The 14,959-nt window shown below is 58.3% G+C and carries 15 protein-coding genes; 5 read left to right on the forward strand and 10 right to left on the reverse strand.

Going from position 1 to position 14,959, the window contains the following annotated elements; translation table 11 throughout:
- Positions 1–173: 173 nt before the first annotated feature.
- Together speD and speE are read left to right on the forward strand one after the other, a co-directional pair.
- On the forward strand, positions 174–653 hold the full coding sequence (gene speD / locus KW403_RS17540; RefSeq protein ID WP_223020696.1) for an adenosylmethionine decarboxylase: 480 nt from the start codon (positions 174–176) through the stop codon (positions 651–653).
- Positions 650–1,513 carry a polyamine aminopropyltransferase gene (speE, locus tag KW403_RS17545; protein ID WP_223020697.1) on the forward strand — a complete coding sequence of 288 codons (864 nt, stop codon included), beginning with the start codon at positions 650–652 and terminating at the stop codon, positions 1,511–1,513. Before speD ends, speE begins: the two co-directional genes overlap by 4 nt.
- A gap of 30 nt (positions 1,514–1,543) precedes the next feature.
- Here speE and KW403_RS17550 read toward each other — a convergent pair whose 3' ends face one another.
- From KW403_RS17550 to KW403_RS17585, 8 genes are all read right to left on the reverse strand, one after another.
- Positions 1,544–2,179, reverse strand: coding sequence for a glutathione S-transferase family protein (locus KW403_RS17550; RefSeq protein WP_223020698.1), 636 nt, complete (start codon positions 2,177–2,179; stop codon positions 1,544–1,546).
- Positions 2,180–2,322: 143 nt separating this feature from the next.
- On the reverse strand, positions 2,323–3,399 hold the full coding sequence (locus KW403_RS17555; RefSeq protein WP_223020699.1) for a BMP family ABC transporter substrate-binding protein: 1,077 nt from the start codon (positions 3,397–3,399) through the stop codon (positions 2,323–2,325).
- Between the two features lie 34 nt (positions 3,400–3,433).
- Positions 3,434–4,348: an ABC transporter permease gene (locus KW403_RS17560; RefSeq protein ID WP_223020700.1), complete on the reverse strand. Its 915-nt coding sequence runs from the start codon at positions 4,346–4,348 to the stop codon at positions 3,434–3,436.
- The gene (locus tag KW403_RS17565) at positions 4,341–5,438 is read right to left on the reverse strand and encodes an ABC transporter permease (protein WP_223022631.1); all 1,098 of its coding nucleotides are present in this window, start codon (positions 5,436–5,438) and stop codon (positions 4,341–4,343) included. The genes KW403_RS17560 and KW403_RS17565 overlap by 8 nt, the downstream gene beginning before the upstream one ends.
- Positions 5,438–7,024, reverse strand: a complete 1,587-nt coding sequence (locus KW403_RS17570) for an ABC transporter ATP-binding protein (RefSeq protein ID WP_378596834.1) — start codon at positions 7,022–7,024, stop codon at positions 5,438–5,440. The genes KW403_RS17565 and KW403_RS17570 overlap by 1 nt, the downstream gene beginning before the upstream one ends.
- Before the next feature lie 101 nt (positions 7,025–7,125).
- Entirely contained in the window at positions 7,126–7,851 is a 726-nt protein-coding gene (gene pcsA, locus KW403_RS17575; RefSeq protein WP_223020702.1) for a phosphatidylcholine synthase, read from the reverse strand.
- 9 nt (positions 7,852–7,860) lie between these two features.
- Entirely contained in the window at positions 7,861–8,475 is a 615-nt protein-coding gene (locus KW403_RS17580; RefSeq protein WP_223020703.1) for a DUF1326 domain-containing protein, read from the reverse strand.
- 16 nt (positions 8,476–8,491) lie between these two features.
- Positions 8,492–9,382, reverse strand: a complete 891-nt coding sequence (locus KW403_RS17585) for a DUF2182 domain-containing protein (RefSeq protein WP_246637829.1) — start codon at positions 9,380–9,382, stop codon at positions 8,492–8,494.
- 123 nt (positions 9,383–9,505) lie between these two features.
- On the opposite strand from KW403_RS17585, the gene KW403_RS17590 reads away from it, so the two are divergent.
- Positions 9,506–10,726, forward strand: a complete 1,221-nt coding sequence (locus KW403_RS17590) for a UbiH/UbiF family hydroxylase (protein WP_223020704.1) — start codon at positions 9,506–9,508, stop codon at positions 10,724–10,726.
- Here the strand turns inward: KW403_RS17590 and KW403_RS17595 are convergent.
- Complete coding sequence (locus KW403_RS17595) at positions 10,689–11,651, reverse strand: AEC family transporter (protein ID WP_223020705.1); 963 nt, start codon at positions 11,649–11,651, stop codon at positions 10,689–10,691. The genes KW403_RS17590 and KW403_RS17595 overlap by 38 nt on opposite strands.
- A 163-nt stretch (positions 11,652–11,814) precedes the next feature.
- On the opposite strand from KW403_RS17595, the gene hspQ reads away from it, so the two are divergent.
- The gene (gene hspQ, locus KW403_RS17600; protein ID WP_007009885.1) at positions 11,815–12,147 is read left to right on the forward strand and encodes a heat shock protein HspQ; all 333 of its coding nucleotides are present in this window, start codon (positions 11,815–11,817) and stop codon (positions 12,145–12,147) included.
- Positions 12,148–12,218: 71 nt separating this feature from the next.
- Here hspQ and KW403_RS17605 read toward each other — a convergent pair whose 3' ends face one another.
- On the reverse strand, positions 12,219–12,845 hold the full coding sequence (locus KW403_RS17605) for an invasion associated locus B family protein (protein ID WP_223020706.1): 627 nt from the start codon (positions 12,843–12,845) through the stop codon (positions 12,219–12,221).
- Between the two features lie 273 nt (positions 12,846–13,118).
- On the opposite strand from KW403_RS17605, the gene KW403_RS17610 reads away from it, so the two are divergent.
- Positions 13,119–14,951, forward strand: coding sequence for an extracellular solute-binding protein (locus KW403_RS17610; protein WP_223020707.1), 1,833 nt, complete (start codon positions 13,119–13,121; stop codon positions 14,949–14,951).
- The last annotated feature ends 8 nt before the right edge of the window (positions 14,952–14,959 follow it).

The raw sequence follows: 14,959 nt of genomic DNA on the forward strand, positions 1-14,959 counted from the left end.
CCTATTTCGATGGGGACGATCAGTGACTTGGGAAGGTCCGCATGCCAGGCCCTGAATGAACAGCCCTTGTGAGGAACCTGTAGGATTGTGCTTGCGTCCCTCGTTTCGTTGCATATATACGGGCCGCATTCCTGAATGATCAGGTTGAGCATCTGCTGGTTGGAGAGGACGCCATGTCTCAAGACGCCCTTTTCCAATTGGGGATGGATTCAGTTGTACTGAACACCGCCCAAAAGGAAGAAAGCACCACAGCGCAGCCCGCATCTGCGGTTTGCGACGATAAGGATCACTTTATCGAAAAGGACGGCGTTCTTTGCGCCGGCTCACATCTCATCGTGGATCTGTTTGAGGCCGAACGGCTGGACGATCTGCCCTATATCAAGAAGACGCTGATCGACTGCGTGAACGCAGCCGGTGCTACTCTCTTGCATATCCACTTGCACCCGTTCGAGCCGAATGGCGGGATTAGCGGCGTTGCCGTGCTGGCCGAGAGCCACATCTCGATCCATTCCTGGCCGGAGCGGCAATATGCGGCGCTGGACATTTTCATGTGCGGTGACGCAAAGCCCGAGCGGTGCATCGATGTGTTGAGGGACGCATTCGCTCCCGGCCGCATGGATGTGAACGAGCTGTTGCGGGGACGAAACGCGTGAGCGATCGAAAAACCATATCGGAAACCCTGCATGATGGCATCGGTATGGTTTTCGATGTCGATGAGGTGCTTTACGAGGAAGGAACCGGACACCATCAGCTTTCGCTGATCCGTAACCCAATCTTCGGAAAAGTTCTCGTGCTCGATGGCGCGGTACAGGTGACCAGCCGGGACGAGTTCATCTATCACGAGATGCTGGCGCATGTGCCGCTGGCAGCCCACGGAAACCCCGCCGATGTGCTGATCATCGGCGGCGGTGACTGCGGTGTGGCGGAAGAGGTTCTGAAGCACAAGCGCGTGAGCACCCTCACCCAGGTGGAAATCGATGCCTCGGTGCTCGATTTCTCGCGCGAACATTTCGCCGACTTCAACGCGCCGGTTTTCGAAGATCCCCGTTTCAAGGTGGAGATTGCGGACGGAGCGGTTTTTGCGGCGGAAACGGATAGGCGTTTCGACGTGATTCTCGTCGATTCCACTGATCCCACCGGCCCCGGCGCGGTTTTGTTCACCGTCGACTTTTACAGAAACCTGAAGCGCATTCTGCGTCCGGGTGGCATTGTTGTGTCCCAGAACGGTGTTCCCTTTCTTCAGCCTGACGAGTTTTCAAAGGCGATGAAGGGTCTTTCATCAGTGTTCGAGACAACAAGCTGCTATCTTGTTTCAGTACCCACCTATTTCGGTGGACACATGACGCTGGGCTGGTCGAGCGACGATCCGAAATCATTGTCGGTCAGCGAGGCCGCGCTCACGGAGCGGATGGCAGGAATCGACACCCGCTACTACACGCCGGCCCATCATCGGGCGTCCTTTGCCCTTCCGCGTTTCATCGAAACGCTCCTTGAGAACGCCCTGAAATCGTGAGGAATGGGCCTGTGGGCCCATACTTCTCTCTCAGCTCCCCTGTCCCGAAAAGAACGGCACGCTGGCAGCCAGCTCCATATCCAATTGTTGTGCTTTGCGATAGGCAGGGCGAGACTCCAAGCGTGCGAGATAGTCCTTGAAAACCTGTTTTTCAGGCAGGGCACGCAGGATGTTCATAGTGTAGTTGATCCCGGATCCGAGCTGAGTGTCGGCGGCGGTAAAGCGCTCTCCTGCGGCAAAGGGATGGTTCTCGAGCCGACGTTCGATATAGGCGAGCATATCGGCAAAAGTGCCGAACGGGTATTCGTTGCTCGTGTAATCCAGCCTCTGCACTTGCGCGCAGATCGCCGGGTCAAATACCGCATCACAATAAACGAGTGCTGTTAGATAGGTCGCACGGTCCGGGTCGTTTATCGCGGGCGCCAATCCGGTCTGCGAAAACCGGTCGGCCAGGTAGATGGTTATGGCCGCGCGTTCGGTCACGACCTGCCCGTCATGGACAATGGCGGGAACCTTCTTGCTGGGCTGAATGGTGCGATAGCTCTCGGGCACCCCCGTGCGCGCGCGGATGTCGATCATCTCCAGTTCATAAGGGATCTTCAGCTCCTCAAGGAGCCAGAGAATGCTGGAGGAGCGCGACCAGGGTGCATGATAGAAAGTCAACATCGAGTATCCCTCTTTTTTGTATCGCCCGACCTTATCACCCCCATCCTGACAGCAGACTGTCAGCAGATTGCCTCGTTCAATCGTCCTGATACAAAAAAAAGGCGGCCGAGGCCGCCTTTTCGCTCAAACAGTGGTGGGTTGCCTTAGTTCGGCAGCTTATCGTCGATGCCTTTGACGTAGAAGTTCATGCTCAGGGCTTCGCCATCGGGCGCAACCTTTCCTTCTTCAAGCCACAGCGTTCCGTCCTGCTTGTAAACGGGACCGGTAAAGGGGTTGAAACCCTCATCCTTGATCTTTGCCTCGATCTCCTCTGCAGCCGCCTTAACATCGTCGGGCATGTTGGTGTACGGGGCCATGACGACATGGCCGTCTTTCATGCCGCCCCAGACGTCGATCTGCTCCCACGTGCCGTCCATCACCGCCAGGACACGTTCGATGTAGTATGGGCCCCAGTCATCCACGATGGAGGTGAGCTGGGTTTCCGGAGCGAATTTGATCATGTCGGAAGCCTGACCGAACCCTTTGATGCCGCGCTCTGCTGCCACCTGCAGGGGTGCGGTGGAATCGGTGTGCTGGGTAATGATGTCGACGCCCTGATCGAGCAGCGCCTTGGCGGCATCAGCTTCCTTGCCGGCATCGAACCATGTGTTGGCCCAGACGATCTTGACCTGAAAATCCGGGTTAACCGATTGTGCACCGAGCAGGAAGGCGTTGATGCCCATGACCACCTCGGGAATCGGGAAAGAGGCGATATAGCCGGCCACGCCCTTTTCCGACATCTTTGCAGCGATCACGCCCTGCACATAGCGCCCCTCATGAAAGCGCGAATTGTAGGTTGCCACATTGGGGTGGTCGCGTTTGAAACCGGTCGCATGCTCGAACTTGATGTCCGGGAACTTCGCGGCAACCTTCTGCACCGGGTCCATGAAGCCGAAGGAGGTGGCAAAGATGATGTCGCATCCCGAGCGGGCAAAACGCTCCAGAGCGCGCTCGGCATCCGCCCCTTCCGGAACGCTTTCGAGATAGGCTGTCTCGACCTTGTCACCGAAATGCTCCTCCACATCGAGCAAGCCCTGATGGTGTTGGTAGGAATAGCCGAAATCGCCGATCGGGCCGACATAGATCCAGCAGGCCTTTGTTTTGTCCTGCGCGGCAGCGGGCGCGGCACTGAAGGCGATGGCCGCTGTGCTTGCGGCAAGTGCCAGAACGAGTTTTTTCATTGTTGACGTCCTCTCTGTTGACTGAGTGCAGGGCTTATCTGGCTGGCACAAAGGGCCGGCCGAGGCATGCGGGCGTGTTGACCATCGTCAGGCGCCGGTTACGCGAGATTAGTACAAGAACGGCGACGGTCGCCAGATAGGGTAACGCAGACAGGAACTGTGAGGGCACAGACACTCCGATCACCTGCGCATGCAATTGGCCGATTGAGACGGCGCCGAAGAGATAGGCTCCCGCCAGTACACGCCATGGACGCCAGGAAGCAAACACCACCAGCGCCAGCGCAATCCAGCCGCGCCCGGCCGTCATGTTCTCGATCCATTGCGGCGTGTAGACCAGCGAAAGATATGCGCCGGCAAGCCCGGCACAGGCTCCACCGAAGACGACCGCCGCGTAGCGCACGGCAATCACCTTGATGCCAAGTGCATGCGCGGAATCATGATTGTCCCCCACCGAGCGCAGCGTCAGGCCGGCGCGAGTGTTGAACAGGAAATAGCTGACACCAACCACGAGCAAGATCGAGATGTAGAAGAGTGGTGCCTGCGCGAAGAGAAAGCGTCCGACCACGGGCAAATCGGACAGGACAGGAATGACCAGTGGCGCCATCTTAACGCCCGGAAGCCCAATGAACGCCTCGCCGATCATGCCCGACACTCCGAGCCCTAGCAGCGTCAGCGCCAAGCCTGTCGCCACTTGATTGGTGACAAGCGAAAGCGTCAGGAAACCGAAAAGCAATGCGAAAGCCGCGCCAACCAGAATGGCAGCGAACACACCGAGCCAGGGAGAACCAGTGGTGATTGCCACGCCGAAGCCCGTGACGGCGCCCATCACCATCATGCCTTCCACGCCGAGGTTGAGAACACCTGAGCGCTCCACAACCAGTTCGCCGATGGCGGCGATCAAAAGCGGCGTTGCCGCGGTGGCGATGGTGATCAGAACGGATTCAAGCATTTTTCGTGGCCTCCCCGCCCCGTACCGAGCGCCCGGCCAGCCGAATCTTGTAATGAATCAGCGTGTCGCAGCCGAGCACGAAGAAAAGCAGCATGCCTTGGAATGCGCGGGCGGCCTTGTCTGACAAACCTAGCGAAATCTGCGCGGCCTCACCTCCAAGATAGGAAAGGGCCAGAACAAAGCCTGCCGCAACGATGCCGAGCGGGTTTAGTCGGCCAAGGAATGCGACGATGATGGCGGTAAAGCCATAGCCGGGGGAAATGGAAGGCTGGAGCTGGCCGATGGCACCCGCGACCTCCGAAATGCCAGCGAGGCCGGCAAGCCCGCCGGAGATCAGAAATGCCACCATCACCATCCGCGATGAGCTGAAGCCAGCGAAGCGCCCTGCCCTTGGGCTTTGACCCAAAACCCGAATTTCGAAGCCCTTACGCGTCTTGCGCAGGATGAACCAGAGCACGAGAGCGGCCAGAATGGCAAAAACGATACCCCAATTTGCCCTCCCGGCCGACGGCATAAGCTCCGGCAGGATGGCAAAGGCATGAAAATCGCGCGTTTCGGGAAAGTTCATCCCGCCCGGATCGCGCCATGGCCCGCGCACGATCCAGTCCAGAAAGAGCTGCGCCACATAGACCAGCATGAGACTGGTCAGGATTTCATTGGTGTTGAAGCGCGCTTTCAGGAAGGCAGGCACGGCTGCGTAGGCCGCACCGCCCGCCACCCCCATGACAAGCATCAGCGGAAGAACGAGCCACGTCTGAAAGTCGGGAAACACAACAGGCAGCATACTGCCGGCAACTGCGCCTGCGATGAACTGCCCTTCGGCACCGATGTTCCAATTGTTTGACAGGAAGCAGACCGACAGGCCGACAGCGATCAGGATCAGCGGTGCCGCCTTGATCGTGAGCTCATGGAGGGACCATGTCTCGCGCAGCGGATCGATAAAATAATAATACAGCGCATCGAGCGGATTTTTGCCCAGTATGGAAAACATGATCGCACCGGCAACCATGGTGAGAGCCAGTGCAATCAAGGGAGAGATAGCGCTGAACAAAACGGAGTGCTGCGGGCGCTTGACGAGTTCCAGGCGCATCATGCGGTCTCCGTGTTTTCGGAAAGGCCAGAGCGTTCAGGCTCGGCACCGCCCATCAGCAGGCCGATCTTTTCAAAACTTGCCTCGGCAATCGGCATCGGAGCCGACAGACGCCCATCATGCATGACGGCAATGCTATCGCAGATCTCGAACAGTTCATCGAGGTCCTGAGAAATGACCAGCACCGCCGAGCCCGAACGCGCCAGATCGATCAAGGCCTGCCTGATGCGAGCGGCCGCTCCGGCATCCACGCCCCATGTAGGCTGGTTCACGACGATGACGGCAGGCTGACGATCAAGTTCGCGGCCAATGATGAATTTCTGCAGATTGCCGCCGGACAGCGCCGAAGCCTCGGGATCCTCCCCGCTTTTCCGGACATCCATAGCCTTGACGATACGGGCGGCAGCCTTTGCCAACGCGCTCGACCGTACGGTGCCGAACATGCCGACGAGCGCGCGTTTATCGGTGACGTGGCGCGACAGAAACAGGTTTTCAGAAAGTCGCATCTGCGGTGCAGCGCCATGGCCAAGCCGTTCCTCCGGTACAAAGGCCGCGCCAAGCAAGCGGCGACCGGAAATGCCAAGTCGACCGGCGTCCCTGCCGCGAATGCGAATGGCACCAGCCTTGTCTTGCAAGACCTCGCCGGATAGAGCCTCGAACAATTCCCCCTGCCCGTTGCCAGCGACGCCCGCAATGCCCATAACCGCGCCGGAACGGACTTCGAGACCGACGCCTCGCAGCGGCATCGCGAACGGGTTCGCGGCTGGCCGATTGAGCGCCTGGACTTCCAGAAGCGTCTCACCCTGGTTATCGGCGTGCCCTGTTCGCCGAACTGTATCGACATCGTCCCCGACCATCATTTTGGCGAGTGAGGCGGCGGTTTCCTGTCTGGGGTCGCAATGCGACACCACCTTGCCATGACGCAGTACGGTCGCGCGGTCGCAAAGCCGCTTCACCTCTTCAAGCCGGTGAGAGATGTACAGGATCGACTTGCCCTCATCCCGCAGGGTCTCCAGCGTCTCAAAGAGCCTGTCCGCCTCCTGCGGGGTAAGAACCGAGGTGGGCTCATCGAGAATGATCAGATCGGGTTTTTGCAGCAGGCAGCGGATGATCTCGATACGCTGGCGCTCTCCGACCGAAAGATCGCCCACATGCGCAAAGGGATCGAGCGGCAGGCCATATGCCTTGGAGAGCTCGCGCGCACGCTCCGCCACTTGCAGAATGGGCGTTCTGTCGTCCAGTGACAGCATGATGTTTTCAGCTGCCGTCAGCGCCTCGAACAGCGAGAAATGCTGGAACACCATGCCAATGCCGAGACGTCGCGCCTCACCTGGCGACTGGATGGATACCGGCTTTCCCTTCCAGCGGATTTCACCGGCGGCTGGTTCCAGTGCACCGAACAGCATTTTGACCAGTGTGGATTTGCCGGCACCGTTCTCGCCGAGAAGCGCATGAATTTCGCCTTTGCCGATCGAAAGATCGATCGCATCGCAGGCTCTCAACGCACCGAATATTTTTGTCAGCCCGCGAACTTCGAGAAGCTCGCCGCCCTTGCCTTCGTGTGTTTGATCCACGCCGGCTCCCATTTCGGACATTATTGTTTTGTTCCCAACTCGATCATAGGCAGACGGCTTTGCAGCTTATTAGAGCCGCATTGCTTGAAACAGATTCAAATGCGACTGCCCTATTACCCTTTACGCCCTTTGCCCAGATTCGGCCAAGTCTGCATGATTCCGCCAATGACAAAAAGGTAGACCCCGGTTGCTGCAATACCAATTCGGACGAGCGGATCGGCATCGAGGTTCTGAACCAGTCCGATAATCCCCAAACCGCACCAGGCGAAAAAAACCGAAAGATTGAGTGCGCGCAGGCGCTGCACACGGACAGGATGGAGAAAGAACACCGGCAGGAAGGTCGTGACGGCCGAAATCAGCACCACAGCGAACGCGACATATTCCCCGGGCTCCACCACGAACAGGGTGAAAACCACCATGTTCCAAACAACGGGAAATCCCTTGAAGAAATTTTCCCGCGTCTTCATGCCCGTGTCGGCATAATAGATCGCGCTTGTGACAACGATGATCGCCGCCGACAGGAAGGATAGCCCCTCGCCCATGAAGCCGCTCTGGTACAGCGCGAAGGCTGGAATAAGCACGTAAGTAACGTAATCGATGATGTTGTCGAGCATATCGCCCGACCAGGTGGGCAGAACCTGCTTCACATCGAGCTTGCGCGCGATCGGCCCATCGATCCCGTCGACAAAAAGAGCGAAACCAAGCCACCAGAACATGGCAACCCATCGCTCCTCGCTGGCCGCGACCAGTGAGAGAAACGCTAGAAAAGACCCGGACGCCGTCAAGAGATGAACGGAAAACGCCTTGGCCTGCGGGGCGGTTACTTTTCTGGTTTTCATGCTCTGAGCCTAGGGTCCGCGCCAATCGAGCGGACAGATTTCTGCCGAACGCCCGGCAAAATTCCAGTTGCGACCGAAGGCGCGCATGCGGCTTTTTTCAGAACGCGCAACCGTGATTTCCGGCGCGATCCAATATTGCGAATTGGTTATGACCGTGTCGCTGTCGGCATCCTTGCCGGCGATGGGCGTGATGGCCCCGTCGATGATTTTCGGGATCTGAAAGATGCGGGTCTTTCCATCGGTTTCATAGTGAACCGGCGCACGCTGGATACCCAGAAACTGGCCGACGAGAATGGAAAGGAGGCCGGTTGTTCCGCCTGCCTTGCCGGAAAATATCTTGCCGATCGCCTTTTCCGCATAGATCGAGGCTCGTTCATCCAGGAAAATGCCGGCAGTCCAGTTGCCGCGACTCATATAGCCGGGAATTTCCATCACCAGACCGATATTGATGCCGGAAAGGTCCGTTTCGCCGTAATGCCCCTGATCGATCCGGAAACCGGCCCAGGTCTGGCAATACCCCTCCGTAGGAGGATGATTGCCCAGCGAAAGCACGCAGGGGCAAAACACGGTGCAATTGCAAGACAGCACCAGTTCGCCCTTCAGCGCCCAGTCTTTCTTTCCCATGGCGTCTGCCCCTCTTCTAGAAAGAGATTACAAGAAGCGCGAATGCCCACACAAGCAGAAGCGCGCCCGAAATGCGTGTGAAAACGCGACTATGACCAGTTTTTTCCACCATGGTGAAGACGCCCAGAAGCGCCATCCAGAACACATTCATGATGCCGACGGCGAACATCACGAACATCAACGCCCAGCAACAGCCAAGGCACCACGCCCCCTGTTCAATCCCCAGGCGATAGACTGATATAGGCCGTGTGCTCCAGCGTCCGAACAGTGTGGCAAAGGGATTGCGGCATTTGACGAGGCAGGCCTCTTTCAGGCCGGAGAACTGGTAGAGACCGGCAATGGCCAGCACTGCCGCCCCGGCCGGTCCGGTCCAGGGAGAGAAAAGCATATCGCCAGGCAACATCCGCGAAAATACAAGAGACGCGCCTGCAAAACCGAGTGAGGCGGAAAACCACGCAGAGAGGTACCCTGCCACGAGCACAGCTGGGTGCACCACACGTTCGCCCTTGCGCACCGCCGTATCGGCAATCTCGCAATATGTCCGCAGCAGCGGGCCGGACGACGGCAGCATCATGGCCAGTGCCATCAAAAACCACATAAACGCCAGAAGGATGAAGGCCGACAAATTGCTGCCGGCACCGACCGGAGCAAGGCACAGGGCAAGAAGCGCCTCGAAGGATGCCGGAAGCGCCGTGTCGGGAAATTGTTGAAGCCAGACCGAACCCGGTCCGGCGGCACGTGGATCGACCACGGCGGTCCTCACCCCCATTACCACGAGACAGAGCCATGACATGGCAATCGCCAGAACAAGCGCACCGAGAGAGAGCGGATAGGCCAGGCGCACGGTCTGATACACGGCGCGTCGGGAACCGGTCAGTGCGGTCAGGTCTTGATGTTCGCTGCTCACATCGCCCTCTTGAAACTGACTGGGGTCTTTCGCCGCGTTGAAGCTTGCGCCGACCCACCCCATCATGACAAAGACAGGGACGGTCCTGTCGATCAAGACAGAAACAGAAATGGATGAAAAGCCGTGAACGATCGTGACCGCAAAATTGTCGTTGCTGGAACAGGCCCGGCCGGCCTGATCGCGGCGCTTTTGCTCGCTCATCACGGCCACGCAGTAACGCTGGTCGGCCCGGTTCCGGAGGGACGGGACCGGAGAACCGTCGCACTCATGCGCCCATCGCTCGAGGCGATCAATCCGCTCGGTGTGCTACCAACGCTTCTGCCCGAAACCGCACCGCTGAAAACGATGCGCCTTGTGGATGCAACAGGACGTCTGGTGCGCAGCCCGACGGTGACGTTTCACGCCGGAGAGATCGGTGAAGACTATTTCGGCCTGAACATCCCCAATGCAAGACTGACGGAAGAGCTTGCAAGAGCGGCGAAAGCCGCGCCACTGATCGAATGGCACGAAGGCCTTGTCGAAACTTGGGCCTGCGAAAGCGACCGCATGACCGCCACGCTCGCCAATGGCGTGCGGATCAAAGCAAAAATTGTGGTTGCGGCTGACGGTCGTAATTCGCCGGCGCGCGCGGCTGCCGGTATCTCTGCAAAAACACGCACCCTGCCGCAGGCAGCGCTCGTTTTGAATTTCAAACATGCCCGTGAACACGGCTTCGTTTCAACGGAGCTGCACACCAAGAGCGGCCCGTGCACGCAGGTCCCCCTCCCCGGCATGCGATCCAGTCTTGTCTGGGTGCTTCACCCCGAAGAGGCCGAGCGGATGAACAGCCTCGGCGACGAAGAACTTTCGATGCGGGTCGAGGAGCGGTTCTCATCCATGCTGGGCCGGGTCACGGTGGAACCCGGGCGTCAGATCTATCCGCTCAGCACACTCATGCCGTCGCGTTTCGCGCAGAACCGGGTCGCGCTGGTTGGCGAAGCCGCGCATGTGTTTCCACCCATTTCAGCACAGGGTCTCAATCTGGGCATTCGTGACGTCGAAGACCTCGTTGCCGTTGCCAACGCGTTTGCGGAAGATCCGGGAAGCACGAACGCCGTGAGCCGCTATCACGCTACGCGGCGTCCGGATGTGCTGGCTCGCAGCAACTCAGTCAACCTTCTGAACGCCTCGCTACTTTCGGGCTTTTTTCCCGCACAGATCGCGCGCAGCGCAGGGCTTTCCGTCATAGGTAGCATTCCGCCGCTGCGCGCCCTATTCATGCGCGAAGGCATGCGGCCAGGCAGCGGCTTTTCTGAGCTCTTACCGCTCAGGGGAAAAGGTCCGGCGGCAGAATCCCGTTCGTGATGGCGTAAAGCAACGCGGTGACAGTCCCCACTGACACGAGTGTGGTGATCAAAACGCTCGCTGATGCGCGCTCCATCCAGACTCCGTATTGTTGGCTGATGACGAATACGTTGGTGGCTGTGGGGAGCGAAGCCAACAACACAGCTGAAAACACCCAGCTTTCAGAGAAATTGCCGATCCAGCTCAGCATCACGTAACAGATCGCCGGGTGGAGAATGAGCTTGAGGCCAACGATGGCGCCCACTTCGCGAGGCACGCGTCTCAATGGCCGGAGCGCAAGGCTCACCCCCATGGCAAACAGCGCGCAGGGAGCCGCTGCAGAAGCGAGATAAGCGAGCAGGCGCTCGATGGGCAACGGCGGTACGAACTGGAAAGCTGCCGCAGCGACCCCTGCCGCAGTCGCTACGATGAACGGGTGCAACACGATCTTGCGCACCACTTCCACGGCTAGCCGCCCGGGATTCTCTCCGTTTCCACCCGAGATCGCCATCATCATTGGAGCCACAGCGAAGTGGATCATGTTTTCGAAACAGAAGATGAGCGCGACAGGGACGGCCGCCTCTTCGCCGAAAGCGAGAAGCGCCAAGCCCGGCCCCATATAACCGATATTGCCGTAGCTGGCGGCCAGCCCCTTGATTGTGCTTTCGGCGATCGAGCTGCGGCTGATCAGGAATGAGCCGGCAAACATGATGCCAAAGACAATATAGGTTGAGGCGGCCGCGCCAAAAATATAGCCCCACTCGGTCAAACGCTCGATGGGGGTTTTGGCTAAAAGCTGGAAAAAGAGAGCGGGAAGCGCCACATAGATGACGAAAGTGTTCATCCAGCCGAGCGCATCGGCCGGATGCGGTTTCAGCCGCGCGACGGCGAAACCGATGAAAATCAGTCCGAAAAACGGCAGAACAAGTCCTGCGACACTGGTCATGGCCCATCCCTGTTTGGGCCACCGCCCGGTTCACCGATCCGCGAAAACGGCGGGAAAACGCATCGCCCATGCGTGCCGGCTAGCCCGCAAGCGCCCTGTCCGTCAAGACTGCGGGATTGAATTGTCACCGCTGCTGCGCCACATAGGAAGCCAGAGGTATATTATGCAAACTATTGGAACTGCAAAATTTCGAATTGGCCAGGTCGTCCGCCACCGGGTGTTCGACTTCCGTGGCGTGATTTTCGATGTCGATCCGGAATTCAACAACACCGAAGCCTGGTATCAGGCGATCCCGGAGGAAGTGCGCCCACGCAAGGACCAGCCATTTTACCATCTTCTCGCTGAAAACGAGGAGACGGAGTATGTGGCCTATGTCTCGGAGCAGAACCTGATGCCCGACGAATCCGGTGTGCCGGTGCGGCATCCTCAATTGGCGGAGTTCTTCGTGGAAACCGGTGATGGCCACTACGAGCCACGCGAGCGAATGCACCACTAACCCAGACGTTTCCGCCTCAAACGAAAACAGGGCCTCACGGGCCCTGTTTTTTGTTCAAAGGTGGCGTGAGGCTACTCGGCCTTCTTCGCCTTCTCCTGCGCTTCGCGAAGCTTCTCGGTGAATTCTTCGTTGTTCTTGTTCACGAAGTCCTGAAGCTTCTTCTGCCGATCCTCGATGTCGGACTGCGGCAGCGGGTCACCATCAAAGGCATTGGTGAAGCCGGAGAGCGTCATCTTGATCGGGTTTGGCTGATTCTGGAAATTGACAGACGTAAGCGTCAGTTCCGAGCCCCGCTTGAAGGAAGCTACCAGCTGATCGGTCAACGGTGCTTCTGCAATGCAGCGATCCGGCAGGCAGATTGCATAGTCGATCTTCTGCGTCTGGCCACCGTCAATCTGCAGCCCGATGCCGGGAGGCACCATGCGGCCGGTCGGCACGGTGATCTGGAAAACCTTGCGGTTTACCTTGCCTTTGACCTCGATGAGGCTGACGCCGGTGATCATCTGGCCGGTTTCTGCAACGAGGACGTTCTGCACGTTGCAGATATCCACGTCTTCCTGTTTGGTGCAGGCCTTGAACCAACCCTGCGGCGGCTGCTGCTGTTGCGCGGCGGCGACACCAGCTCCGCTTGCGGCCACGCAGGCGGCGCCGGCAAGGGCGAACAGGGTGCGGATTGCTTTCGCGTTCAGGCTTTTCATATGGCTCAGTTCCTCTAAATGCACAGCGCCAGAATATCGATCCATGCGTCACCTGTTGTGAAAATGCGGCGACAGCATGACCCTTGGCCGCGTGTTACACCGCCATGCGGTACGAATCCAGCCCGTCAAAGCATTTCGCTGGACTTTGTGACAAGGTGCGGCAAACATCACACGATTTGCCGGATGCCCCAGAAAACCTGCACGGTGTGTTACGCTCTCCGACGAATCATGGATCCGAAGGGATCCGCATGAGTTCCCGCCAAAGGTGCGCCGATGTCTGCAGCCCTCAAATCCCTTTGTTTTACGCTTCTTGCCAGCTTTGTCGCTTCCGGTGTGGTTGCAGCGCAGGCAGAACCGGTGCACGGCGTGGCCATGCATGGAACACCGGAGTTGCCGGCGGATTTCCAACACTTCACCTACGTGAATCCTGATGCGCCCAAAGGCGGAGGCGTCACCTATTGCGTTGTCGGATCGTTCGACAACCTGAACCCATTCATCCTCAAGAGTATGCGCACCACGGCACGGGGCGTGATCGACACGATTTTCGGAAACCTGGTGTTTGAGCCGCTGATGATGCGCTCGGCCGACGAGCCGTTCTCGCTCTACGGGCTTCTGGCCGAAAACGTGGAGATGGACGAAGCACGCACTTACGCTGAGTTCAACTTAAATCCTGAAGCCACCTGGTCCGATGGTGAGCCCGTCACGCCCGAGGACGTGCTCTTTACCTACAAGGCTTATACGGAAAAAGGACGGCCGCCCTATTCCAGCCGCATGGCCAAGATCGAGAAGATTGAGAAAACCGGCGATCACAGCGTGCGCTTCACCTTCAATGACAAAGCCGATCGCGAGTTTCCGTTGATCGTTGCGATGACGCCGATCATACCGAAACACGCCTTCGATATCGATACTTTCGATCAGACGACGCTGAAACCGGTTGTCGGCAGCGGCGCCTATCGCATTTCAGAGGTCGAACCCGGCCGGCGGATCGTTTTCTCCCGGAACGCGGATTACTGGGGAGAAGACATCCCTTCTAAGCGTGGCTTCGATAATTTCGATAAGGTCACGATCGAATATTTCCTGAACGCCAACTCGATGATCGAGGCGTTCAAGAAGGGCATCTGCTCGGTTTATGCCGAATCCGATCCCGTGCGCCGGCAGCATGGCATTGATTTTCCGGCGGCCCGCGAAGGCAAGGTCGTCAGCGAAACCTTCTCCAACGGCGTGCCACCAGCCGTCACGGGCTTTTTCTTCAACACACGGCGCGAAAAATTCTCCGATCCCAAAGTGCGACGCGCGCTCGCCAAGCTCTATGACTTTGGCTGGGTTAACACCAACGTGCTGCGCGGCGAATATGAACGCACGCTCAGCTATTGGCAGGGCTCTCACCTTTCGGCGCTTGGAAAATCTGCGGATGATCGCGAGCGCGCCCTTCTTGAACCCTATGCCGACCGCGTGACACCGGATGTCATGGATGGCTCCTACGGGAAAGCCGAAATGGCGGGCTCTCCAATCGGACGCAATGAAATGCGTGAAGCGCTGAAGATGCTTCAGGAGGCGGGGTATAGTCTCGAAGGCAACGCGCTGGTGAATGCCGAGGGCGAGGCCCTCACCTTCGAAATTCTCGTCACATCCGAGGAAGGTGAGAAGCTGGCCGCCGTTTTCCAGCGCGCTTTGAGGAAGATCGGCATCGGTGTTTCGATCCGCTTGCTGGACGATTCACAGGCACAGCAGCGCAAGCAGCGTTATGATTTCGACGTCATCATCGCGTCGGTGGGCTTTTCCGGCTCTCTCTCGCCAGGCATTGAACAAATCAACCGCTGGGGATCTGCGGCAGCGGAAGCAGAAGGCAGCTTCAACCTCTCGGGTGCTTCCGACCCAGCGATCGATTCCATGATCGACGCGATGCTGAATGCCCGAAACATGGATGATTACGCTGCAGCCGTACGCGCGCTTGACCGACTGTTGATGTCGGGCGCCTATGTCGTGCCGATGCAGCACGACAGCGACGAGTGGGTGGCCTACTGGAACGATCTGGCACACCCCGATAAAACACCGCTCTACGGATATCAACTGCAGACCTGGTGGCACAAACCAGACGCTGATTAAGGCCAAGA

This window comes from Nitratireductor kimnyeongensis (assembly GCF_019891395.1).
GTDB lineage: Bacteria > Pseudomonadota > Alphaproteobacteria > Rhizobiales > Rhizobiaceae > Nitratireductor > Nitratireductor kimnyeongensis.